This is a genomic window from Lysobacter sp. Soil_N_51 (genome assembly GCF_057655755.1).
In genome coordinates, this window is record NZ_JBDGLR010000009.1 from 190,175 (window position 1) to 211,599 (window position 21,425).

Here is a 21,425-nt window from a genome sequence, read left to right on the forward strand (position 1 = left end):
ATTCTCGACCGCCCCGGCTTGGGCGCTCCACAGGGCCCGGACCGGCATGCCGCGACGCTAGTCCGAAATGCTGCAGGCCTCGAGGACCGGCTCGCCCGACTCCTGTCCCGCGCCGGTGCAGTCCAGGCTGATCGACTGGCCCCGGCTCAATCCGGCCACGGCCTCGGCCGACAAATTCTTCGCCCGCACCGGCCCGACCCCGCGATCGGTCAATTTCAGCATCGGCTTATCGCTCGCATCGCGGCCGATGCTGGCGATCCGCCCCGACACGCGCAGCGCAGTGTCTTTGTAGAGCCAATCGGCCGCGGTCGCATCGTCGCGGTAGGCCCTCGCCAGCGTGTTCACATCGACCTCGCGCGGGCTGGCGTCGGCGGCGCGGTCGATCTCGTGAGGGCTGTCGGCATAGCCGTTGTTCTCCAGCGCGGACATCGCCGACAGCCCGCCAAGCAGGAAGATCCAGCCGAACAGATACACCAGCGGCGACACGATCAACGACGCCAGCAACTGGAACAACCCGCCGAGCGCGCCGTGCTTGGCCATGCCAACGATCGCCAGGATGAAAGCGGCCAGGTTCAACGGCCAGCCGATCAGCAGGCCGCTGCCCGGTATCGGGATCAGGAAGCACACCCAGGCGATCACCAGGCAGATCCACGCGGCCCGGCCGGCGCCGTTCGGCGCTGGATGCGAGGGGCTCATTGCATTCATCGAAACAGTCCTTGTCCGGGTGCCATGCGCTCAGCGTCATGGGGATAACGGTTATCCATCGCAACGAACGCGCAGGCCTCGTCGTGGATGGCGACGACTTACTCGCCGCCGCGGCGTCGGCGCATCGGCTCACGCATCAGCGTTTGCGCGACGCAGACGCGGCCGGCGCGGCCACATGCGCGATGCATTCGACCTCGACCTTCGCGCCCATCGCCAGCCCCGAGGCCGCCAGCGCGCTGCGCGCGGGGAACGGCGCGCTGAAGTGCTTGCGATAGACCTCGTTGAACGCCGGCCATTCGGCGATATCGGCCAGGAACACCGTGCATTTGACGACGTTGCGCATCGACGCGCCGTGGCGTTCGAGCACGCCGCGGATATTGACCAGGGTCTGCTCGGCCTCGGCCTGGATGCCGCCCTTGGCCAAGGCATTGCCGCTGCCCGGCACGGTGCCGATCTGTCCCGACAGGAACAACAGCTCGCCGCTGCGCACCGCTTCGGAGAACGGCAGTTTGGCCGCGGCCGGATCGGGCGAACTCAAGAATTCCGGCGCGCGCGCGTCGCTGGCGCAGGCGGCCTGCGCGGCGAACAACAGCGGCACCGCAATGCCGAAGCGGGCGATGGAAGCGCAGTGGATCGCGGCGGATGCAATCGACGGGACGAGGCGCATGCGGACTCCGGTTTCGATAAAGGGTTGGTGGATACGATGCCGCGATCATCGACGCGACGCCGCGCCTTGGCCAGTGTCCGCGCTCAGTCGGCGTCGATCGCGTCGCGGGTCAGCCGGAAGCGCCAGAAATCGCGGGTGCGGCCTTGCACGATCCGCAGCCCGCGCACCAGTTCGTCGCGCCGGAAACCGCATTTCTCCAGCACATGCTGGCTGGCCAGATTGACGTCCAGGCAATAGGCCTCGACATAGTCGTAGCCGCGGATGTCCAAGCCCCAATCGGCGATCGCCAGACAGGCTTCGCTGGCGATCCCGCGGCCCCAGTGATCCGGATGCAGGTTGTAGGCGATTTCGCCGCCGCGCGGCGCGTCCCAGACGGTGTGGAAACCGACCGTGCCGATCAACTCGTCCAGATCGTCGACGATCGCGAACAACGCGGGCGCGTCGTGATCGAACGGCTTGGACGCGATGATTTCCGGGTACAGCACCTCGATGCCGTCGAGCTTCCAACTGGTGTGCTCGGCCGCGCCCGGCAGCGACAGATACGCGAACCAGGCCGGCGCATCGGCCATCGTCATCGGACGCAGGTGCAGGCCGACGCGATGCAGGCGCGGCATCATGCCGGCGGCGCGCCCGGCACCGGCGCGACCTGCAGGGACACCTGCTTGGCGCCGTCGGCGACCCACTGCGTGCCGACCTCATTGAAGCCATAGCGCGCGTGGAAGCGGCTCGACACTTCGTTGAACGGGACGATGTAGAACTCGCAGGTCACCTGCTCGAAGCCGCGCTCGCGGGCCAACGCGAACAGATCATCGTAGAGCAGGCCGCCGAGCCTGCGGCCCTGGTGACTGCCGGCCACGGCGATGCGGTCGACGTAGAGGAAGGTCGGATAGCGCTGCGAGAACCACAGGTAATTGGGGCTGTCGTAGTCGGCGCCCTGGGCGAAGGCGAGCAGGAACGCGACCACGGTGTCGCCGTCGCAGGCGACGCGGTGATAGACCGATGCGCGATCGAGTCGGGCCAGGCGCTGCGCATCGAGCGGGCTCATCAGCGCTTCGGATTCGAGATTGAGGGCGAGGATCGCCGGGTAATCGGCGGCGGTGACGGGGCGGATGCGCAGGCTCATGCGCGCAGTATGCGCGAGCGGTCGTTGCGTGTGCGCATGGGGTTTGGCGTCGTGTGCCCGCAATGCCGGGATGGATGGTTGCGCCGGCGTGTGTGGTTTCGCGGTCGCGGCTTACGCCGCTCCTACACGGCGCGAGCGAAGCACGGCTGCCCCCTGTAGGAGCGGCGCAAGCCGCGACCGCGCGACCGCGACCGCGACCACGACGTCACCTCATGCAATAGACGTCTCGCCAAGACGCCCCGCTCCACTCAGGTAGGCGTCCCCACCTCATCCCAATCCTGCTCATCGAACCGCAGCAACCAATTCAATGCGTAATGCCGCTCGTACACCACGCTGGGATGCAGACCGATCGGCGGCTCACGTTCGTCCAGACGCGCCTGCCGCACCAGCCAATGCCGCCGGTACAGGCCATCGAGCGCATCCAGCAATTCCGGCAACGGCCGCAAGCGCGCCTGCGCGATGCTCGCTTCGTCGGCATGATCGATCGCGATGCGCGCGATCTGCCCCGCATCGCAAATCGCGGTCGGCGGCGGCAAGGTCTCGCTCAGGCCCAAAGCCCATTGCAGCAAGGCCGCGCTTTCGTAGCGCCAGCCGTGGTTGGCCCAGGTTTCCTCGTCGGGCGCGTCGCGCTCGATGAAGTCGCGCTCGGCCGGGGTCAACGCGGCCACGCCGGCGCCGAGTTTGCTGGCGATGTCCTGCAACGACAACGGCTCGGAACTCAGCGATTCGGCGCGCACCGCGACCGCGCACAGCGCGAGCATGCGGCGCATGGTTTCCTCGGGCGTGCGCAGGCGCACCTCGCCCGCGCCGAGCACCGGCGGCAGATGCGCCGGCGAGTGCGCGCCCAGACGTTCGAGCTCGGCCTCGCTGCGCGCCTTGCGTTCGCGCGCGTCGGGCGGATACGGCAGCGTCGCATCGGCCTCGACCGCCGGATCGCCCTGGCTCGCGAGCACATTGCCGGCGGCGTCGCGCACGCTGCCGTCGGGCAGGAAGCACAGCACGTTGGCGGCCTCGCCCCAGGCGGCGAGCGCGTCGAAGTCGTGATCCTCGACTTCGAAGCTGTAGTGGGTCTGCACGCGTTGCAGATGGCGCAGCACGCCGAAGGTGCGCGCGTCCATGCCTTCGACGGTGCCGAGCACGTAACCGACGAAGCCTTGCAGGTGCGGCACGAGTTCCGGATCGCTGCGATCGCGGCGGGCCGGCGGTTCGCGCAGGAACCGCGGTTCCGGCGGCGAGGCGAGCGTGGAGTAGGCGTTGATCAGCAGGCTCATGGCATTGCGCGTTCGCTGGGACGATGCGGGCAAGACTAGCCGATTCGGGGCGTGGGTTCGTAGGGGGCGGTTGTGTTGTGGGACGAGAAGCAAATCCCCCGGCGCAGGAAATTGCGCAACTTCGTTGCAGCAACGCAGGCGCCAGCCCCCTTTTTCAAAGTGGGCTAATTGTCTGCTGGTTCTGTGGATCGAAGTACGCAGGCATACAGCGTCAGCTCAGGCTTAAGGCTCATGAGCGGTGAGCGGTGAGCGGTGAGCGGTGAGCGGTGAGCGAAACTCTAACCAAAGCCAATTGGCGTCATCACGGCGACCCGACGCACCCACCACCCGCTACGCAAGCATTCCCCCCTTTGAAAAAGGGGGCCAGGGGGGATTTGCTTTTGCTTTGTTTTGCTTCTACATACGAAGCAACCCAACCCCTCACCCCTCCAGCAACGCCTTGATCGCCGCAAACCCCGCCGTAGCGCGCTCATGCTTGCGCGCCGCATCGGCGACCGGGTCGGCGCCGTCGCGCTGCAGTTCCTCGGCCGGCAGTTCGTCGATGAAGCGGCTCGGCTTGAGCCGGATGCGCTCGCCCCAGCGCTGGGTTTCGCGCGCATGCGACAGGTACAGCGCTTCCTTGGCGCGGGTGATGCCCACATACATCAGGCGCCGTTCCTCGTCGAGGTGGCCCTCGTCCAGGCTGGCGTCGTGCGGCAGATTGCCGTCTTCCACGCCGACGATGAACACGTAGCGGAACTCCAGGCCCTTGGCCGCATGCAGGGTCATCAGCCGCACCTGATTGCCGGCGTCGCCCTTGTCGGCATGCGACAGCAAGGCCAGCTGCGCGGCCAGTTCGCCCGGGCCCGAGCCCTTGCCGCCGTCGAACCAACCCGACAATTCGGCGAGGTTTTCCTTGCGCCGCTGGAACGAGGCCTCGTCCTTGCACTGGGCGCGGATCGACGCCAGCAGGCCGCTGCGTTCGGCCAACACCCCGACCAGTTCGGCCGGGCTGATCTTCTGCGCTTCGCTGCGCAGGAAGCGCACGATCTGCACGAAGCCGTCGAGCGCGTTGCCAGCGCGCGGGGTCAGCTGCTTGATCGCGTTGATCGATTCGGCCATGCGCGACATCGGCATCTGCGCGTGCTGCGCCATCTCGGCCAGCTTGGCCAGGGTGGTCGCGCCGATCTCGCGCTTGGGCGAGGTGACCGCGCGCAGGAACGCCGCGTCGTCGTCGGGGTTGGCGATCAGCCGCAGCCACGACAGCGCGTCCTTGACCTCATGCCGTTCCAGGAACGCGGTCCCGCCGCTGAGGTGATACGGCACGCGCAGCAACTGCAGGGCTTTTTCCAGCGCGCGGCTTTGGTGGTTGCCGCGGAACAGGATGCAGAAATCCATCCACGGCGCTTCGTTCTTCTGCGCCAGGAACTGGATCTCGGCGGCGACCTTCTCCGCCTCGTGGGCGCTGTCGCGGCATTCCCACACCCGGATGCGCTCGCCGTCGGCCTGATCGCTCCACAGGGTCTTGGGATATTCGTGCGGGTTGTGGGCGATCAGCGCGTTGGCCGCGCGCAGCACCCGGTTGCTGCAACGGTAGTTCTGTTCGAGCTTGATGATTTCCAGGTTCGGATAATCCTTGCCCAGTTCCAGCAGATTGTCCGGATTGGCGCCGCGCCAGGCGTAGATCGACTGATCGTCGTCGCCCACGCAGGTGAACAGGCCGCGCGGCCCGGCGATGCCCTTGAGCAGCCGGTACTGAGCGTCGTTGGTGTCCTGGCACTCGTCGACCAGCAGATAGCCGATGCGTTCGCGCCAGGCCAGCTGCACCTCGGTGTCGGCTTCCAGCAACTGCACCGGCAGGCGAATCAGGTCGTCGAAATCGACCGCGTTGAAGGTGCTCAGACGCGCCTGGTACAACTGATACAGCACCGCCGCTTCCATCTCGCGCGGGCTGCGCGACTCGGCCAGCGCTTGTTCCGGCGACAAGCCGGCGTTCTTCGCGCGCGAGATCAGGTTGCGCATGTCGTCGATCACGTCGGGCTTGGTGCCGGCCGGCAGCAGGTCCTTGATCTGGGCGTTGCTGTCGTCGCTGTCGAACACGCTGAAGCCCCGGCGCAGGCCGAGCTTGGCGTGTTCGAACTGCAGGAATTTCAGCCCCAGCGCGTGGAAGGTGCAGATGGTCAGGCCTTCGGCGCCGTCGCCCTTGATCCGCTTGGCCACGCGCTCGCGCATTTCCTTGGCAGACTTGTTGGTGAAGGTGATCGCGGCGATGCGCTTGGCCGGCATCCGGCCCGAGGCGATCAGGTGGGCGATCTTCTCGACGATCACGCGGGTCTTGCCGCTGCCGGCGCCGGCCAGCACGAGCAAGGGGCCCTCGATGGCGAGAACGGCGGCGCGTTGGGGGGGATTGAGGCCGTGCATGAGGTCTACGTCGCCGACGGAAGGCCGGCCCGGCGCGGCAGTTTATATGACCACGGGGCCGCGCCGCGTCGCTGCGAGCTCGCCGCCGCCGCTGGGACGAACCAGGCGAAATTCGCAACCGATGCGATTGGCGCCACAGACGCCGAGGCGTATGGTTGGCGGCATCGCAGCGACGGTCCGCGCGGACCGAGGGGACGTCATGAAACGCTTCGCCGCCATCGCCTTGGGCCTGGGCCTGTGCAGCCTGGGTTTGTGCAGCTTGAGTCTGTACAGCTCCGCCGCGCTCGCCGCCGACGACGCGTCGCCGCAGGCCGCCGCCGCGGTCAGCGCCGACAGCGATCTGATGACCCGCGACGAATACGACAAGCGCAGCCGCGTCGCGCTGACCCATCCCAACGAGCTGTGGCGCCTGTACGGCAGCCGCGCCGCCGCACGCGGCGACTGGGACGACGCGTTCCGGCATTTCCGCCGCGCCGCCGGTTTCGCCGACAAATATTCGCAGCACCGGCTGAGCCTGATGTACTGGCACGGCGTCGGCGCCCCGCGCGACCGCGCGCTGGCCTACGCCTGGGCCGACGTCGCCGCCGAGCGCCAGTACCCGCAGTTCCTGCTGCTGCGCGAGAAGATGTGGCTGGAACTCGACGAAGCCGAACGCGCCCGCGCGCTGCGCGAGGGCCAGGGGATCTACGACCGTTACGGCGACCAAGTCGCCAAGCCGCGCTTCGAACGCGCCATGGCCCAATCCAAGCGCCAGATCACCGGCAGCCACCTGGGCGATGTCGGCAAGTTGCAGGTGTTCGCGCCCGGCCCGACCGGCTGGACCGATCCGGGCACGGTCGATCTCAACCAGATGTTGAACGAGTGGCGTTGGGACAGCGGCCGCTACTGGGCCGCCGAGGACGTGATCTGGCGCCACGGCAATGTCGAGGTCGGGCCGACCGAGGTCGCGCCGCGCAGTCAGTAACCCGAGGTGCACCGGTCGCATCAAGCCGGCGAGGCCTTGCGCGGCCGAGGTATCGGCCACTGTCCGCCCGGCCGCGACCGGGCGAAAACCGCGCCGATCGCCGCGTCAAGTCTGTAGCGCCGCGCCCGCGCGGCCTAAACTGGCCGCATGGCCAAGCTCTATTTCTATTATTCGGCGATGAACGCCGGCAAGACCACGACCCTGCTGCAGTCGGCGCACAACTACCGCGAACGCGGCATGCGCGTGGCGATCCTGACCCCGCGCCTGGACCACCGCGCCGGCAGCGGCACGGTCGCCTCGCGGATCGGCCTGCGCGCCGACGGCATCGCCTTCGAGCACGACCAGGACCTGGAGGCGCTGATCCGCGCCGACATCGCCGCCCGCGGCGCGCTGCATTGCGTGCTGGTCGACGAAGCGCAGTTCATGACCCGCTCGCAGGTCTGGCAGCTCAGCGAGATCGTCGACCAACTGCGCATCCCGGTGCTGTGCTACGGCCTGCGCACCGATTTCCGCGGCGAATTGTTCGAAGGCAGCCAGTACCTGCTGGCCTGGGCGGACGAGCTGACCGAGATCAAGACCATCTGCCATTCCGGCAAGAAGGCGACCATGACCGTGCGCGTGGACGAAGCCGGCCGCGCGGTGCTGGACGGCCCGCAGGTCGAGATCGGCGGCAACGAGTCCTACATTTCGGTATCGCGCGCCGAGTACAAGAAGGTGATGCGCGGCGAGGGAACGATCGAGCCGTTGCAGCGGTCGTTGGCGTTGTCGGATTGAGCCAGAAGGCGCGCAAACCGTTCCTTTCGCTCGTCATACCCTTGAGGTAAGAACCGCGACGCGAGGTTTTCGCTCGTCATCCCCGCGAAGGCGGGGATCCAGGGCTTCATCCAGGCATGACTCTGAAGTCTCTGGATCCCCGCCTTCGCGGGGATGACGAGCAAGAAAAACCGTGGTCGCCGTGAAGTCTTTAGTGGAAGAGACTTCAGCCCGTCGCTGTTCGTTCAAGACAAGAGTTACGTCGCGATCGGACCGAAGGGCATCGGAGCTGAAACGCCGCCTGCAACAGATCCCGCCGCAGTCCCATCGTCCGCCCCGCACTCACATCAGCGCGGAACGGAAGAACTCGTCTAGCCGATCGGCACTGCCCTTCCCCGCCGCCAACACCGGCGACGACGCCTGCATCCGCTCGAGCTCGGCCTCGAGGAAATCGCTGATCGCCGCGATCCGCGGTCCGGCCGCGACCTCGGCGCTTTGCCGCTTGCGCACCAGCAAGGCATCGACCGCCTCGCGCACCGGCCCGTCGGGCAACAACCGCGCCAGCAAATCCTCGAACGCCATCGGCGGCGGCCCCTCGGCGCGCTCGATCCACTGGCAGGCCAGCACCGGCCGCAGCACGTACAGGTACTTCTTGGTACGAATCTCCTCGCCCTGTAGATGACCGCGGAAAGTTCCCTTGGCCATGCTCAGGTAGTGATGCCACGCCGCGACCGGCGAATAGAACTCTTCTGCCAAGGTCCGCAGCCCCGCGCTGAGCACGCCGTCCTCGCGGTACACGATCGGCGAGCGCAGCCATTCCGACAGGGTCGGATTGGATTTCGACAGCAGCCGCAGGGCCTTGCGCAGGTCCCAGCCGCTGACGTCCAGTTCGCTGTCGATCGGCAGCTCGATCACGTCGCGCTGCGGCTCGTTCGGGCCGCAGCGTTCGTTGACCGTCAGATACCACGGCTGTTTGTGGACATAGACGAAACGCGCGTCGTAATCGCTGTCGGGCGAGGAAAAGCCCCAGCCGCGGCTGCCCGATTCGCAGGCATAGACGATCCGCACGTCGTGATCGCGCTCGATCGCCGCCAGCGCGTCGAGCACGGCGCGGCGCTTGTCGTCGGCGATGGGGTGAATCTCGTGGTGGCGGGACGGATCGGACATGGCGGCGACGCGCGTTCGGGGCGGGCCAGTGTAGCCGCGCATGGCGGCTTCATCGTCGCCTCACCCGGACCGGCCACGCTGCGCCCATGCTGTCGTATCGTTGACCGCACCACCCACCGACCGATCCGCCCATGCCCACGATCCAGACCGAACGCCTGCTGTTGAGCGAACTGACTCCGGACGATGCCGGCTTCATCCTCGAACTGCTCAACGAACCGTCCTTCATCGACAACATCGGCGACCGCGGCGTGCGCGATCTCGACGGCGCGGTGCGCTACATCCTCGACGGCCCGGTCAACAGCTACGCGCGCTACGGCCATGGCCTGCTGCGGGTGTCGCTGCGCGACGGTGGCGAATCGATCGGCATGTGCGGGCTGCTCAAGCGCGACACCCTGCCCGACGCCGACCTGGGCTATGCCTTCCTGCCGCGCCACTGGTCGCGCGGCTACGCGATCGAATCGGGCACCGCGGTGCTGCAACACGCACGCGACGTGCTGGCCCTGCCGCGCGTGCTCGGCATCGTCGACCCGGCCAATCAATCCTCGGTCAAGGTGCTCGAACGGCTCGGCCTGCGCTTCGAACGCGAGCTGCGCATGGGCGAGGAAGACCTGCATGTGTTCACCACCGAAGCGGCTGCCTGAGTGCGCTTGACGGTCGCCACCGCGATGGCGTGGTCGCTGCTGTGCGCCGGCTGCGCCGCCGCGCAAGCGCCGGCCGCGCGCGACGGCGACCTGATCTTCCAGACCTCGCGCTCGGCGCAGAGCCTGGCGATCCAGCGCGCGACCGGTTCGCGTTACAGCCACATGGGCGTGATCGTGCATCAAGGCGGCAAGCCCTATGTGTTCGAAGCGATCGGGCCGACCGTCTACACCCCGCTGGCGCGCTGGATCGCGCGCGGCGAAGGCGGCCATTACGTGCTCAAGCGCCTGCGCACGCCGCTGAGCGCGCCGCAGCAGGCGAAACTGCGCGTGCAGGCCAAGGCGTTAAGCGGTCGGCCTTACGATCTGACCTTCGGGTGGTCGGATCGCAAACTGTATTGCTCGGAAGTGGTCTGGAAAATGTACGACCGCGCGCTCGGCATCCGCATCGGCGAATTGCAGCAGCTGCGCAGTTTCAAACTCGACGATCCCGCGGTGAAGGCCAAACTGCGCGAACGCTACGGCGCCCGCGTACCGCTGGCCGAACCGGTGATCTCGCCGGTGGCGATGTTCGACTCGCCGTTGCTGACGACGGTGGCGTCGGACTGAGCGGCGGGTCGCCGATTGTTCGGATTTCGCGGGATCGCCCTCGTTCGCAACATCGCCTGGGCTGGACGATGCTCATGCAGGCAGCGTCGCCGCGAGGTCTTTTGTGGGAGGGGATTCATCCCCGACGCTTTCCGGCCAGCACTGGTGAAGTTTCGACGCGATCTGAGAAAAGAGCGTTGGGGATGAATCCCCTCCCACAAAAGACCTCCAGCGCCTGCGGTGCTTTTGCTCATCATCTCTGCGTAGACGGGGGTCCGGAGACTTCAGCGAATTACCCCGAGCCAACCGCGATGCCCTTGCGCCAGACCAGACACCGGTTATTCGCCGGCATCGCCACATCCGCGACCAATCGCAGACCGATCCCCGCGGCCAGCGCGTCCACCGCCTCGAAATCGCGCACGCCCGAGACCGGATCGCGCGCCTTCAACCACCCATCGAACTCGCGATTGCTGTCGCTGCTGAACTGCCCGCCGTAGTTGAACGGCCCGTACACCACGACCGTGGCGTCCTTGGCCAACACGCAATCCAATCCAGCGAACAAGGCCTCGACCTGCGGCCATCCCATGATGTGCAGGGTATTGGCGCTGAATACCGCATCGAAACCGACCGCGCCGTCGTCGCCCGCACCCGGCAACACCGGCTGCGGCGAGAACCCGGCCCGCGGCGCGGTCACCGCCTGCAACTCGATCGCCGCCGGCGTATTCGGCAAGCGCGCTTCATCCAGCCACGCGCCGATGCCCGGCAAATACTGCGCGCCATCCGAGCACTGCCACGTCAGCCACGGCATCGCCGCGGCGAAATGCACCGCGTGCTGACCGGTGCCGCTGCCGATTTCCAGCACATGGCGGCGATCGGCGAAGTGTTCGCGCAACACCGCCAGGATCGGTTCGCGGTTGCGCTCGCAGGAAGGGGAATGCGGCTTCATGACGATCACGGCGTCTCTCGGTGAACCCAGGCGCGGCGCCATGCCGCGGGTCGAAGCCGTACCTTAGCCCGCCCGCGCCGCCGCGAACGCCAACCCCGACACCACGCCCAGCGACGCATCGCCAGCCACCTGCTTCGCCTGCGGGAAACAGCGGCGCACCGCTTCGCGCACGTACGGCGCGCGCGACATGCCACCGGTCAGAAACACCGCCGCGGGCGGTTCGCCGATCTGCGCGCCGACCTCGGCCAGCAGTTCGGTCAGATACCCCAGAAACGGATCGGCGGCGCGGGCCAGATCGTCCGCGCTGGAAGCCAGGGCCAGGCCGCGTTCGATGTAGTCGAGTTCGGCGCGGCTGTCCGAGGCGCTGCTCAATACGATCTTGGTCGATTCCACCGCCCGGCTCAGGCGCGTGGTGTTGCCGGTCTGCTGCAGCGCGATCAGGCGCGGGCCGAACGGCGCGTCGACTTCGCGGTAGGCGTCGCGACGCTGGAAATCGCGCTGCCGGACCACGTCGTGCACGGTCGCGGCTTCGACGAAATGGTGCGCGGGCACGCGGGTCGCGCCCTTGCCGAACAGCGGCATGAACCGCGACAGGCTCAGCGACAGATCGACGTCGACGCCGCCGCGCGCGATGCCCCACGACCCGAGCACCACCGGCGCCTGCGCGCCGCCGACTTCGGCCAGGGTGATGTCGGTGGTGCCGCCGCCGATGTCGACCACCAAGGTGCGATGACGATGCGCGCTCTGCGCGTGATAGCCCAGCGCCGCGGCGACCGGTTCTTCGAGAAATTCGACCTCGTCGAAACCGGCGCCGGCCGCGGCTTCGGTCAGGATCGCCAGCGCCTGGTCGCCGCCGGCCGCGCCGAGCGAACTGCGGAACTGCACCGGCCGGCCGAGCACCGCCGAACGCACGTTGGCGCCGAGCTGCTGGCTCGCGCTCAGGCGGATGTGTTCGAGGATGTAGCCGGCGATGCCGACGATGGTCTGGCGCACGTGCGGCGCGAGCTGATAGCCCAGCATCGACTTGGGCGATTGCACCAGGTTGCCGAAGCCTTCGGTGAGATACGCCTCGACTGCTTCTTCGCCGTAGACCGCGTTCTGCAGGCTCGCCGCGGAGGCGCGCGCCTCGCGCACCTGCTGCTCCAGCCACTGCCGGCGCACCGCGCGGATGGCGTCGCGGCGCAGATCGGTTTCCGAACGCTGCGCCGGGGCCAGGATCAGCGCCAACGCGGCCTCGCGCTGATCGGCGGGCAGGCGCGCGGCTTGCTCGCGCCGTGCCTGGGCCTCGTTGAGCGCGCGGGTCTGCGCGCCGCGCGCATTGCGCACCAGGCTATCGACTTCGGCCTCGAGCGCATCGGTCAGTTCGAACTGACTCGGGTCGGGCACGGCCTCGGGGAAATACACCGTGGTGCGGAACTGGCGTTCCTCGCCGAAGGCGACGGTGCGCACCGCGCCGTCGATCACCGCCGCGGCGGCGGAATAGCTGGTGCCGAAATCGATGCCGATCTTCATGACGCGGGGGTCTGGGGTGCGGCGCGCAAGGATACTCGGTGTGGGGCGATGCGACCTGAATTTTTCGGCTTGGGTTGAGTTCGGCCAGAATCGTCAGAGGCCGCTACTTCTGGATTCCTGTGCCATCAACGGCCGTCATTCCCGCGAACGCGGGAATCCAGCGACTTTCGTGCCGCTACGGTTAAAGGCACTGGATTCCCGCCTTCGCGGGAATGACGAGCAAAAGCAGATTCGGCAAAGCCATCCCGAATCCCGAATCCCGAATCCCGAATCCCGAATCCCGAATCCCGAATCCCGAATCCCGAATCCCGAACTAAACCTTCCCCAACCGTCGCCGCAACAGCGCCAGATCATCCTCGGACAAATCCACCACCGGCAGCGTCAGAAACTGCGCCTTGGAAGTGAACAGCATCCAGTAACCCGGCCGCTCCCAGACTTCGATCAGGCTGGCCCACGGAATCGATGCCGACCCGACCCCAGATTCGACCGCCAGACCATCCTCGGCGAACACGAAGGTCGCCTCGGGCGCCGGCAGGTTGCGGAACTTGCCGACCGTGTTGCGGTGGTGCACACGCCATACCACCGCCAGCAGCAGCGGCGGCAACAGCACGACGATGCTCAGCGCGCCCACCAGCCAGCCTCGATCCCCGCGCCACAGCAGGAACGCCACGAACACGAGCAAGGCCGACGCGGCGAGCCACAAGCCCTTCTCGGCGACGACCACCCGCCGCCATACGAAGGTGCGCACCGCGTCGCGCACCATCGCCTCGGTGTACACCACCCGGTGCCGCGTTTCCGATTCGCTCAACGTCCTGTCTCCTTCAACATGAGTACCCCCGGCCGCGGGACCCGACCCTCGCGTACCACCGCCGTATCGCCACCGATCCGGCACGGCACCGTCTCACACACTGAGATCGCCGTCGCGTACAACGAGACTCCGCCCCTGCCGTCGCCGCCATGTCCGCCCTGATCGACCCGTCCTCGCGCGATCTCGTCCCCTCGCCCGCCGCAGCCCGCGCGCTGGCCCGCAGCGACAGCGAGGAGGCCATCGACGCCCGTCACGGCGGCGCATTGGCCGAGCGCCTGCAACGCCGCTACCGCGACCGCATCACCGGCAGTTTCACCCTCCCCGGGCGCGAAGGCCGCTACGCGCCGTTGCCCGAGGACCTGCCCGAATCGCTCAAGGCCGCGCTGCGCGCGCGCGGCATCGACCGCCTCTACAGCCATCAGGCCGAAGCCTGGGACGCGACCCAGGCCGGCGAGCACGTCGCCGTGGTCACCCCGACCGCCTCGGGCAAATCGCTGTGCTACACCCTGCCGGTGGTGGCCGCGGCGATGACCCGCGGCGCCAAGGCGCTGTACCTGTTTCCGACCAAGGCGCTGGCGCAGGATCAGGTCGCCGAATTGCTCGAGCTCAACCGCGCCGGCGACTTGGGGGTCAAGGCTTTCACCTTCGACGGCGACACCCCCGGCGACGCGCGCCAGGCGATCCGTCTGCACGGCGACATCGTCGTGTCCAATCCCGACATGCTGCATCAGGCGATCCTGCCGCATCACACCAAGTGGGCGCAGTTCTTCGAGAACCTGCGCTACATCGTGATCGACGAGATCCACACCTACCGCGGCGTGTTCGGCAGCCACGTCGCCGGGGTGCTGCGGCGGCTGCAGCGGATCTGCGCGTTCTACGGCGTCACCCCGCAATTCATCCTGTGCTCGGCGACGATCGGCAACCCCAAGGCCCACGCCGAAGCGCTGATCGAACAACCGGTGCGCGCGATCCTCGATTCGGGCGCGCCGACCGGCGACAAGCACGTGCTGCTGTGGAACCCGCCGGTGGTCAACCCCGACCTGGGCCTGCGCGCGTCGGCGCGCTCGCAGAGCAACCGGATCGCGCGCATCGCGATCAAGGCCGGGTTGAAGACGCTGATCTTCGCCCAGACCCGGCTGATGGTCGAAGTGCTGACCAAGTACCTCAAGGACGTGTTCGATCACGATCCGCGCAAGCCCGCGCGCATCCGCGCCTACCGCGGCGGTTATCTGCCGAGCGAGCGTCGCGAGGCCGAACGCGCGATGCGCGACGGCCGCATCGACGGCATCGTCTCGACCTCGGCGCTGGAGCTCGGCGTGGACATCGGCAGTCTCGACGTGGTCGTGCTCAACGGCTATCCGGGCTCGGTCGCGGCCACCTGGCAGCGCTTCGGCCGCGCCGGCCGCCGCCAGCAGCCGTCGCTCGGCATCCTGGTCGCCAGTTCGCAGCCGCTCGATCAGTACGTGGTGCGGCATCCGGATTTCTTCGCCGACGCCTCGCCCGAGCATGCGCGGATCGCGCCCGATCAGCCGCTGATCCTGTTCGATCACATCCGCTGCGCCGCGTTCGAACTGCCGTTCCAGCACGGCGAGAACTTCGGCCCGATCGACCCGGAAGTGTTCCTCGAAGCATTGGCCGAAACCGGCGTGGTCCATCGCGAAGGCGAGCGCTGGGAATGGATCGCCGACAGCTACCCGGCCAATGCGGTCAGCCTGCGCTCGGTCGCCGACGGCAACTTCGTCGTGGTCGATCGCAGCGACGGGCGCCAGGTCATCATCGCCGAGGTCGATTACTCGGCCGCGGCGCTGACCTTGTACGAAGGCGCGATCCATATGATCCAGTCGGTGCCGTATCAGGTCGAACGGCTGGATTGGGACGGCCGCAAGGCCTACGTGACCCGCACCCACGTCGACTACTACACCGATTCGATCGACTACACCAAGCTCAAGGTGCTCGAACGTTTCGATGGTGGTGAGGCCGGCCGCGGCGACAGCCATCACGGCGAAGTGCATGTGGTCCGGCGCGTGGCCGGTTACAAGAAGATCCGTTACTACACCCACGAAAGCATCGGCTACGGCCCGGTCAATTTGCCCGATCAGGAGTTGCATACGACCGCGGTGTGGTGGCAGTTGCCGCAGGGTGTGCTGCTGTCGCGCTTCGGCTCCAGGCACGATGCGCTGGACGGCTTCCTCGGCGCCGCGCATGCGCTGCACATCGTCGCCACGGTCGCGGTGATGGCCGATGCGCGCGACCTGCAGAAATCGGTCGGCAACGGCGACGGCGCGTGGTTCGCGACCCAGGACGCGAACGGCCGCGGCCAGTTGCGCGGCGGCGAACACGAGGCGCCGCTCGGCGGCCCGGTGGCGATGCTGGAAGTGCAGCAGTTCGTGCCGACCGTGTATCTGTACGACAACTTCCCCGGCGGCGTGGGCTTGAGCGAGCCGCTGTGGCTGCGTCAGGCCGAACTGGTCGGCCGCGCGCTGGAACTGGTCGAACGCTGCGACTGCCGCGCCGGCTGCCCGGCCTGCGTCGGCCCGGTGCTGGCCGCCGACGAAGACCGCGAACAGGCGACGCCGCGCTCGCTGGCCTTGCAGGTGCTGCGCTTGTTGAGCGGGCGCGACGATTACGGCGACCTCGCATGAGTCTGACCCTGGCCAAATTGCGTGCGTTGCAGCGGCAGGCTGGGCGGGCGGAGACCGAGGTTATGTCTGCACCGGCGGGAAAAGCGAATCTCCCCCGGCCCCTCTTTTCCAAAGAGGGGAGACCAGCGGGTGCGTCGGATGCGGAGTGTCGCAGCGAAGTCGCCGACAACGGCGTTGCCAACACCTTCCCGAAAGAAGCCGAATCCTCCAGCCGCGACGCAAGCACTCCCCTCTTTGCAAAAGAGGGGCTGGGGGAGATTCGCTCTTCGCCCTCATCCGTCGATGCAACCTCGCCCGAAGCGCATTCCCTTACGCCCACCGTCGCATCCCCCAGCCGCGACGCAAGCGCCCCCCTCTTTGGAAAAGAGGGGTTGGGGGAGATTCGCTCTTCACGCACCGACATCGACGCACTGCGCCGCCTGATCGCGTTGCGCGAACGCAAACCCACCGCCCCGACCACGCCGACCAACGCAGCGGCAGCGCCGCAGCCCTCGCCGGCCCGCACGTTCCCGCGATCGGTCCCCGCGCATTCGAGCAACGCAAATCCCTTACCCAACCGCAACCTGCGCGCCCTGCCCGCCGAACGCTCGCTGCCAGGCGAGGAAATCGCCCCCGGCCTGCATCTGATCCAGGCGCACCTGCCATTGCCGGCGCCCGCGCGATCGCTGCCGCTGGCGTTCGCCAAGCGCCCCGACGACGCGCTCGACCCGCGCCGCCTGCTGTTCTTCGACACCGAAACCACCGGCCTGGCCGGCGGCACCGGCACCCGCGCCTTCATGATCGGCGCCGCCGACTGGTATCACGACGCGCAACTCGGCGACGGTCTGCGCATCCGCCAGTTGATGATCTCCACCCTGTCGGCCGAACCGGCGATGCTGCGCGCCTTCGCCCAGTGGATCGAACCGGGCACGGTGCTGTCGAGCTACAACGGCCGCTGCTACGACACGCCGCTGTTGAACACGCGCTACCGCCTGGCGCGCATCGCCAATCCGCTGAGCGGGCTGGATCACGTCGACCTGCTGTTCCCGACCCGGCGGATGTACCGCGGCGTGTGGGAAAACTGCCGGCTGGCGACGATGGAGCGCGAATTGCTGCACATCGTGCGCGAGGACGACCTGCCCGGTTCGCAGGCGCCGGCGGCGTGGCTGCATTACCTGCGCGGGGGATCGTCGGCGTTGCTGCGGCGGGTGGCCGCGCATAACCATCAGGACGTGGTGACCTTGGCGCAGCTGATGCTCAAGTTGATCGAGGCTTACGACGAGCGCGCGTTGGCTTCGGTGTAGCGCCGCGTACCGGCCGCCTCGCAATCACGACGCGATCTGTCGCAACGCGGTCGCGGCTTGCGCCGCTCCTACAGGAGGCCGCCCGACCTTCGTGGTGTGGGTATCTGCCTGTAGGAGCGGCGCAAGCCGCGACCGCGCCATGACGACCACGACGCCACCACCCGCAACGCCGACGCAATCGCAATCGCCGACGACACCACCGGCACCGACACCACACCGACGAATCGTCAACACCGACCTGATCGCGATTACTCAGCACCACACCCGCGCATGAACACACCGCGCATCCCGCCAATTCGCGTCCATCGCCGCGTCGCATCGCCCCGCTACACTGCGCGCCCGGCCTTCATGCGCCGCACACGCCGCCGCCCGCAGGCTCGCGGCACCGATCCGCCGAGCCGTCAGGAGCATCGCCATGTCCCCGAACACCGTCCTTCGCACCGCCTTTCCGATCGCCGCGCTGAGCCTCGCCCTGGCCGCGTGCGCGACGCCGATTCCGCCGACCAACGTCAGCCCGGCCAGCTGCAACGCCGAAGCCGCGCGCTGGGCGATCGGCCGCGCCCCGGACGAACCCACGATCGAGCGCGCCCGCGCTGAAACCGGCAGCCGCTCGGTGCGCGTGCTCAAGCCCGGCATGGCCGCGACGATGGACTTCCAGCAGGACCGTCTGAACATCGACGTCAACGAACGCGGCGCGATCACCGGTCTGCGTTGCGGCTGAGTTCCGCTCGTTCGAACGCATACGCGAACGCACCGATCCGAATCGGTGCGTTCCGCCACGTATCGCCGCCGTTCGCATCACATCGATGCGGATAACCACGCGCGCGCTGTGAACGAGGTCGCGGATCGCGCGATCGGTTTTTCGCGTTAACCCTGGACACAGCCACCCCGGCGCAGGCTCGCCCCATCGTGCCACGCAGGCATTCCGCCATGCGCGGCGTCGCCCAGGAGATCGCCATGTCGAACCGGATCGGCCCGCTGTTCCCGCTGCGCCTTCGTAACCTGCCCGCCGCCCGTATGCTGTCGGGCGCGGTACTGGCCGCGACCCTGCCCCTGGCGATGGCCGCCTGCGCCGGCCCACGCGCCGCCGACGAAATGTCCAGCTCGGCGCCCAGCTCCGACGACCAGGGCGCCGCGGTTAAACCCATTGCGGTGGGCGAACCGCATCCCATGCCCGCGCCGCGCACCTGCAACGCCGAAGCGGCCAAGGCCGCGCTGGTCGGCAAGACCGCCGACACCGCCACGGTCGAGCGCGCGCGCACCCAGGCCGGCGGCCACACCGTGCGCGTGCTCAAGCCGGGCCAGGCGATCACCAAGGAATACATGGACGGCCGGGTCAATGTGCATGTCGACGCGAACAACGTGATCGTCGACGTGGGTTGCGGCTGAGACGACACCCGATCAAAGCCTCGTAGCCATCGTTAGCGTCGTAGCCATCCATGCGATGCCAACTGGAACAACGCGGTCGCGGCTCGCGCCGCTCCTACATGAGGCAGCCGAGGCATCGATTCCGGCTGTAGGAGCGGCGCAAGCCGCGGCGCAGCGCGAACCAACCGGCTCGCAACCGACGCCCGCATCGAAGCGACGCCGACGATCCTCGTGGTCTAAACTGCCGCCATCGTCCGCGAGAGTCATGACCATGCGCCGCAACCTGTGGCTGATCGCCGCCGTACTATTGATCGGCCTATGGGCATGGTCCCAGCACGCAACGCGCACGCCGGTCTCGACATCCGCCTCGGACAGCGCGCCGCAACGCGGACAGACCGCCCCCGTCGGCAACGACACCTCGCGCGTCAACGACACGCGCGGCGACACCTACCCCGCTTTCCTGCCGCGCGAAGCCCACGACGTCCTGCGCCGCATCGCCGCGGGCGGCCCGTACCCACATCGCCAGGACGGCGGCACCTTCCAGAACCGCGAAAACCGTCTGCCGAAACAGCCGCGTGGTTACTACCGCGAGTACACGGTGGAAACGCCCGGCTCGGACGATCGCGGCGCGCGCCGCATCGTCACCGGCGGCGATCCGCCGCGCGAATACTTCTACACCGACGATCACTACCGTAGCTTCCGGCGCTTCGACGCCGAAGGAGCCTCGCGATGAGCGCCATCGATCCGCGCGAGCTGCTCGCCGATCCGGCCCAGGCCGGCGCCTACTTCATCGATGCGCGCGACGCGCGCGCGCTGGCCGATGCCGCGACCGAACTGGAGTTCGCGCTGGCGCGGGTGGATTTCACCGGTTGCGCGGGCAAGGACGACGCGCTCGAACGGATCGCGCGCGCATTGCGTTTTCCCGACTGGTTCGGCGGCAACTGGGATGCGCTCAACGACAGCGTCAACGACCTGTCGTGGTGGCCGGCGCCGGGTTATGTATTGCTGATCGAACACGCCGGTCCGTGGCAGGCGCAACACAGCGACGACGCCGCGACCCTGATCGAAATCCTCAACGACGCCGCCCAGGATTGGGCGAAAGCGCGCACCGCGTTCTGGGCGCTGCTGCCGCTGCCGCAGGCCGAACTGGCGCAGATGGCGCCGTGATCGCCTGCCCGTAGACCGCAAGCGCGCGCTCAGCCGGCATGCTTGCGCGCCTGCTTGAGAAACCGCAGCGCCGCGCTTTCCCACTGCAACTCGCTGCGCGCGCCGTCGGCGTAGCGCGACAGACGGCCTTCGCGCCAACCGCTGAACACCGCCGGATCGATATAGGCCTTGCGGCAGACGCTGGGCGTGTTGCGCAGCGCCTGCGCGACTTCGCCGATGACCGCGTTCTGCGCGAGCAGCAACGCACGCTCACTCGGCTTGCCGGTGCGCGACGGCTCCGGCAACGGCAAGGCGGCCAAGCGCCGGAACGCGGCCAGGGTGCCGCCCCAGGTGCGGAAATCCTTGGCGGTGAAATCCGCGCCCATGGCCTCGTGCAGATAAGCGTTGACCGCGCCGGAATCCACCGGCTGCAGGCGGCCGTCGTCGTCGCGGTACTGAAACAGCGCCTGCCCGGGCAGTTGCTGGCAACGGCGCACCTGCTCGACCAGCTTGGCGTTGTCGAGCTCGACCTCCAGCGCCAGCCCGCCCTTGCCGCGGAAACGAAACCGCGCACGCCCGCCGCGCAGGAAATCGACATGGCGATTGCGCAACGTAGTCAGGCCGAACGAGCGGTTGCTGCGCGCGTATTCGTGATTACCCACGCGCAACAGGGTTTCGGCCATCACCGCGACCACGATCGCCAGCACCTTGTCGCGCGGGAAGCCCGGCAGCTTGAGATCGCGCCGCACTTTCCGTCGCAGCGCCGGCAAGGCGCGACCGAAGGCGATCACGCGTTCGAACTTGCCTTCGTCGCGGGTCTGCCGCCATTGCGGGTGATAACGGTATTGCTTGCGCCCGCGTGCATCGCGGCCGGTCGCCTGCAGGTGGCCGCGTGCATCGGTGCAGATCCACACTTCCGTATAGGCCGGCGGGATCGCCAGCGCGCGGATGCGTTCGAGGGTCTTGGCCGCGCCGACCGCCTTTCCTCGCGGATCGCGATAGGCGAAACCGCGACCGGCGCGACGCCGCGCGATCCCCGGCTCGCCATCGTTGACATACCGCAGGCCGGCCGCGCGCGCGGCGCGGCGGTTGGCGACCGCGGGCAACGCTCCTGACGATTTGGATTCGCTCATGGCCCAGCAATACGGGCCGCCGCGTCAAGGTCGCGACAAGGATGCGGATTGGCCGCCGCCGAACCCTAACGGTTCAGCGTGGCGCGTCGTCCTTCTTCTTGAAGTCGACCTTTTCGCCCTTGCTGTCGCTGTTCCAGTTGGCCTCGGTCTTGCGCTCGCACCAGGCCGGCGGGGTTTCGCCCGGACGGGTCGGGCCGCTGGCGCACTCGGGCCGCGCATCGACCGCGGCGTTGGTGTCGCGGTACTCGACGCCGCCGCAGGCGCTCAGCGCCACGGCGGCAAGAAGCGGAACGATCAAAGCACGCATGAGC

Annotated in this window: 23 protein-coding genes; 10 read left to right on the forward strand and 13 right to left on the reverse strand. The window is 67.9% G+C overall.

The window, feature by feature from the left end; genetic code table 11:
* Nucleotides 1–57 precede the first annotated feature (57 nt).
* The 6 genes from AC3A4T_RS18510 to AC3A4T_RS18535 all read right to left on the reverse strand — a co-directional run bounded on the left by AC3A4T_RS18510 (nucleotide 58) and on the right by AC3A4T_RS18535 (nucleotide 6,166).
* Nucleotides 58–705, reverse strand: coding sequence for an OB-fold protein (locus tag AC3A4T_RS18510; protein WP_487676706.1), 648 nt, complete (start codon nucleotides 703–705; stop codon nucleotides 58–60).
* A gap of 136 nt (nucleotides 706–841) precedes the next feature.
* Nucleotides 842–1,372, reverse strand: coding sequence for a RidA family protein (locus AC3A4T_RS18515; RefSeq protein WP_487676707.1), 531 nt, complete (start codon nucleotides 1,370–1,372; stop codon nucleotides 842–844).
* Nucleotides 1,373–1,455: 83 nt separating this feature from the next.
* On the reverse strand, nucleotides 1,456–1,989 hold the full coding sequence (locus AC3A4T_RS18520; RefSeq protein ID WP_487676708.1) for a GNAT family N-acetyltransferase: 534 nt from the start codon (nucleotides 1,987–1,989) through the stop codon (nucleotides 1,456–1,458).
* On the reverse strand, nucleotides 1,986–2,495 hold the full coding sequence (locus AC3A4T_RS18525) for a GNAT family N-acetyltransferase (protein WP_487676709.1): 510 nt from the start codon (nucleotides 2,493–2,495) through the stop codon (nucleotides 1,986–1,988). Before AC3A4T_RS18525 ends, AC3A4T_RS18520 begins: the two co-directional genes overlap by 4 nt.
* 248 nt (nucleotides 2,496–2,743) lie before the next feature.
* A complete protein-coding gene (locus AC3A4T_RS18530) occupies nucleotides 2,744–3,766 on the reverse strand; it encodes a DUF4272 domain-containing protein (RefSeq protein WP_487676710.1) in 1,023 nt (340 codons plus the stop codon).
* Between the two features lie 420 nt (nucleotides 3,767–4,186).
* Nucleotides 4,187–6,166, reverse strand: a complete 1,980-nt coding sequence (locus tag AC3A4T_RS18535) for a UvrD-helicase domain-containing protein (RefSeq protein WP_487676711.1) — start codon at nucleotides 6,164–6,166, stop codon at nucleotides 4,187–4,189.
* A 199-nt stretch (nucleotides 6,167–6,365) separates the two neighbouring features.
* On the opposite strand from AC3A4T_RS18535, the gene AC3A4T_RS18540 reads away from it, so the two are divergent.
* On the forward strand, nucleotides 6,366–7,130 hold the full coding sequence (locus AC3A4T_RS18540; protein WP_487676712.1) for an SEL1-like repeat protein: 765 nt from the start codon (nucleotides 6,366–6,368) through the stop codon (nucleotides 7,128–7,130).
* Between the two features lie 147 nt (nucleotides 7,131–7,277).
* Nucleotides 7,278–7,904: a thymidine kinase gene (locus tag AC3A4T_RS18545; protein ID WP_487676713.1), complete on the forward strand. Its 627-nt coding sequence runs from the start codon at nucleotides 7,278–7,280 to the stop codon at nucleotides 7,902–7,904.
* 321 nt (nucleotides 7,905–8,225) lie between these two features.
* Here the strand turns inward: AC3A4T_RS18545 and AC3A4T_RS18550 are convergent, their stop codons facing one another.
* Nucleotides 8,226–9,050 (reverse strand): nucleotidyltransferase domain-containing protein, encoded by an 825-nt coding sequence (locus AC3A4T_RS18550; RefSeq protein WP_487676714.1) that lies wholly within the window; start codon nucleotides 9,048–9,050, stop codon nucleotides 8,226–8,228.
* 131 nt (nucleotides 9,051–9,181) lie between these two features.
* Between AC3A4T_RS18550 and AC3A4T_RS18555 the strand changes: the two genes are divergently transcribed.
* Together AC3A4T_RS18555 and AC3A4T_RS18560 are read left to right on the forward strand one after the other, a co-directional pair.
* Nucleotides 9,182–9,691: a GNAT family N-acetyltransferase gene (locus AC3A4T_RS18555; protein ID WP_487676715.1), complete on the forward strand. Its 510-nt coding sequence runs from the start codon at nucleotides 9,182–9,184 to the stop codon at nucleotides 9,689–9,691.
* Nucleotides 9,692–9,697: 6 nt separating this feature from the next.
* Nucleotides 9,698–10,297, forward strand: a complete 600-nt coding sequence (locus AC3A4T_RS18560) for a YiiX family permuted papain-like enzyme (protein WP_487676716.1) — start codon at nucleotides 9,698–9,700, stop codon at nucleotides 10,295–10,297.
* Between the two features lie 72 nt (nucleotides 10,298–10,369).
* Here AC3A4T_RS18560 and AC3A4T_RS18565 read toward each other — a convergent pair whose 3' ends face one another.
* From AC3A4T_RS18565 to AC3A4T_RS18580, 4 genes are all read right to left on the reverse strand, one after another.
* Nucleotides 10,370–10,636 carry a DUF6053 domain-containing protein gene (locus AC3A4T_RS18565; RefSeq protein ID WP_487676717.1) on the reverse strand — a complete coding sequence of 89 codons (267 nt, stop codon included), beginning with the start codon at nucleotides 10,634–10,636 and terminating at the stop codon, nucleotides 10,370–10,372.
* Complete coding sequence (locus AC3A4T_RS18570) at nucleotides 10,569–11,264, reverse strand: DUF938 domain-containing protein (RefSeq protein WP_487676718.1); 696 nt, start codon at nucleotides 11,262–11,264, stop codon at nucleotides 10,569–10,571. Before AC3A4T_RS18570 ends, AC3A4T_RS18565 begins: the two co-directional genes overlap by 68 nt.
* Nucleotides 11,265–11,285: 21 nt before the next feature.
* Entirely contained in the window at nucleotides 11,286–12,734 is a 1,449-nt protein-coding gene (locus tag AC3A4T_RS18575; RefSeq protein WP_487676719.1) for an Hsp70 family protein, read from the reverse strand.
* A 313-nt stretch (nucleotides 12,735–13,047) separates the two neighbouring features.
* Nucleotides 13,048–13,542, reverse strand: coding sequence for a YcxB family protein (locus tag AC3A4T_RS18580; RefSeq protein ID WP_487676720.1), 495 nt, complete (start codon nucleotides 13,540–13,542; stop codon nucleotides 13,048–13,050).
* A gap of 149 nt (nucleotides 13,543–13,691) precedes the next feature.
* Here AC3A4T_RS18580 and AC3A4T_RS18585 point away from each other — a divergent pair, with 149 nt between their 5' ends.
* The 6 genes from AC3A4T_RS18585 to AC3A4T_RS18610 all read left to right on the forward strand — a co-directional run bounded on the left by AC3A4T_RS18585 (nucleotide 13,692) and on the right by AC3A4T_RS18610 (nucleotide 20,002).
* On the forward strand, nucleotides 13,692–16,184 hold the full coding sequence (locus AC3A4T_RS18585) for a DEAD/DEAH box helicase (protein ID WP_487676721.1): 2,493 nt from the start codon (nucleotides 13,692–13,694) through the stop codon (nucleotides 16,182–16,184).
* Nucleotides 16,181–17,467: a ribonuclease H-like domain-containing protein gene (locus AC3A4T_RS18590; protein ID WP_487676722.1), complete on the forward strand. Its 1,287-nt coding sequence runs from the start codon at nucleotides 16,181–16,183 to the stop codon at nucleotides 17,465–17,467. Before AC3A4T_RS18585 ends, AC3A4T_RS18590 begins: the two co-directional genes overlap by 4 nt.
* Before the next feature lie 415 nt (nucleotides 17,468–17,882).
* Nucleotides 17,883–18,188, forward strand: coding sequence for an I78 family peptidase inhibitor (locus AC3A4T_RS18595; protein ID WP_487676723.1), 306 nt, complete (start codon nucleotides 17,883–17,885; stop codon nucleotides 18,186–18,188).
* A 236-nt stretch (nucleotides 18,189–18,424) separates the two neighbouring features.
* Nucleotides 18,425–18,856: an I78 family peptidase inhibitor gene (locus AC3A4T_RS18600; RefSeq protein ID WP_162253654.1), complete on the forward strand. Its 432-nt coding sequence runs from the start codon at nucleotides 18,425–18,427 to the stop codon at nucleotides 18,854–18,856.
* Between the two features lie 250 nt (nucleotides 18,857–19,106).
* Nucleotides 19,107–19,568 carry a guanyl-specific ribonuclease gene (locus AC3A4T_RS18605; protein WP_487676874.1) on the forward strand — a complete coding sequence of 154 codons (462 nt, stop codon included), beginning with the start codon at nucleotides 19,107–19,109 and terminating at the stop codon, nucleotides 19,566–19,568.
* On the forward strand, nucleotides 19,565–20,002 hold the full coding sequence (locus AC3A4T_RS18610; protein WP_487676724.1) for a barstar family protein: 438 nt from the start codon (nucleotides 19,565–19,567) through the stop codon (nucleotides 20,000–20,002). The genes AC3A4T_RS18605 and AC3A4T_RS18610 overlap by 4 nt, the downstream gene beginning before the upstream one ends.
* Nucleotides 20,003–20,031: 29 nt before the next feature.
* Here AC3A4T_RS18610 and AC3A4T_RS18615 read toward each other — a convergent pair whose 3' ends face one another.
* Both AC3A4T_RS18615 and AC3A4T_RS18620 read right to left on the reverse strand, forming a co-directional pair.
* Complete coding sequence (locus tag AC3A4T_RS18615; RefSeq protein ID WP_487676725.1) at nucleotides 20,032–21,114, reverse strand: DNA topoisomerase IB; 1,083 nt, start codon at nucleotides 21,112–21,114, stop codon at nucleotides 20,032–20,034.
* A gap of 73 nt (nucleotides 21,115–21,187) precedes the next feature.
* Nucleotides 21,188–21,421 carry a hypothetical protein gene (locus tag AC3A4T_RS18620; protein WP_487676726.1) on the reverse strand — a complete coding sequence of 78 codons (234 nt, stop codon included), beginning with the start codon at nucleotides 21,419–21,421 and terminating at the stop codon, nucleotides 21,188–21,190.
* Between the last annotated feature and the right edge of the window lie 4 nt (nucleotides 21,422–21,425).

What these genes read in the sequence shown, in the direction of transcription:
- AC3A4T_RS18555 (WP_487676715.1), top strand. Translation starts at nt 9,182, where the DNA reads ATGCCCACGATCCAGACCGAACGCCTGCTGTTGAGCGAACTGACTCCG.
- AC3A4T_RS18600 (WP_162253654.1), top strand. Translation starts at nt 18,425, where the DNA reads ATGTCGAACCGGATCGGCCCGCTGTTCCCGCTGCGCCTTCGTAACCTG.
- AC3A4T_RS18620 (WP_487676726.1), bottom strand. Translation starts at nt 21,421, where the DNA reads ATGCGTGCTTTGATCGTTCCGCTTCTTGCCGCCGTGGCGCTGAGCGCC.
- AC3A4T_RS18610 (WP_487676724.1), top strand. Translation starts at nt 19,565, where the DNA reads ATGAGCGCCATCGATCCGCGCGAGCTGCTCGCCGATCCGGCCCAGGCC.
- AC3A4T_RS18550 (WP_487676714.1), bottom strand. Translation starts at nt 9,050, where the DNA reads ATGTCCGATCCGTCCCGCCACCACGAGATTCACCCCATCGCCGACGAC.
- AC3A4T_RS18570 (WP_487676718.1), bottom strand. Translation starts at nt 11,264, where the DNA reads ATGGCGCCGCGCCTGGGTTCACCGAGAGACGCCGTGATCGTCATGAAG.
- AC3A4T_RS18520 (WP_487676708.1), bottom strand. Translation starts at nt 1,989, where the DNA reads ATGATGCCGCGCCTGCATCGCGTCGGCCTGCACCTGCGTCCGATGACG.
- AC3A4T_RS18585 (WP_487676721.1), top strand. Translation starts at nt 13,692, where the DNA reads ATGTCCGCCCTGATCGACCCGTCCTCGCGCGATCTCGTCCCCTCGCCC.
- AC3A4T_RS18530 (WP_487676710.1), bottom strand. Translation starts at nt 3,766, where the DNA reads ATGAGCCTGCTGATCAACGCCTACTCCACGCTCGCCTCGCCGCCGGAA.
- AC3A4T_RS18545 (WP_487676713.1), top strand. Translation starts at nt 7,278, where the DNA reads ATGGCCAAGCTCTATTTCTATTATTCGGCGATGAACGCCGGCAAGACC.
- AC3A4T_RS18590 (WP_487676722.1), top strand. Translation starts at nt 16,181, where the DNA reads ATGAGTCTGACCCTGGCCAAATTGCGTGCGTTGCAGCGGCAGGCTGGG.
- AC3A4T_RS18525 (WP_487676709.1), bottom strand. Translation starts at nt 2,495, where the DNA reads ATGAGCCTGCGCATCCGCCCCGTCACCGCCGCCGATTACCCGGCGATC.
- AC3A4T_RS18535 (WP_487676711.1), bottom strand. Translation starts at nt 6,166, where the DNA reads ATGCACGGCCTCAATCCCCCCCAACGCGCCGCCGTTCTCGCCATCGAG.
- AC3A4T_RS18605 (WP_487676874.1), top strand. Translation starts at nt 19,107, where the DNA reads ATGCGCCGCAACCTGTGGCTGATCGCCGCCGTACTATTGATCGGCCTA.
- AC3A4T_RS18615 (WP_487676725.1), bottom strand. Translation starts at nt 21,114, where the DNA reads ATGAGCGAATCCAAATCGTCAGGAGCGTTGCCCGCGGTCGCCAACCGC.
- AC3A4T_RS18510 (WP_487676706.1), bottom strand. Translation starts at nt 705, where the DNA reads ATGAATGCAATGAGCCCCTCGCATCCAGCGCCGAACGGCGCCGGCCGG.
- AC3A4T_RS18575 (WP_487676719.1), bottom strand. Translation starts at nt 12,734, where the DNA reads ATGAAGATCGGCATCGATTTCGGCACCAGCTATTCCGCCGCCGCGGCG.
- AC3A4T_RS18540 (WP_487676712.1), top strand. Translation starts at nt 6,366, where the DNA reads ATGAAACGCTTCGCCGCCATCGCCTTGGGCCTGGGCCTGTGCAGCCTG.
- AC3A4T_RS18565 (WP_487676717.1), bottom strand. Translation starts at nt 10,636, where the DNA reads ATGTGGCGATGCCGGCGAATAACCGGTGTCTGGTCTGGCGCAAGGGCA.
- AC3A4T_RS18515 (WP_487676707.1), bottom strand. Translation starts at nt 1,372, where the DNA reads ATGCGCCTCGTCCCGTCGATTGCATCCGCCGCGATCCACTGCGCTTCC.
- AC3A4T_RS18595 (WP_487676723.1), top strand. Translation starts at nt 17,883, where the DNA reads ATGTCCCCGAACACCGTCCTTCGCACCGCCTTTCCGATCGCCGCGCTG.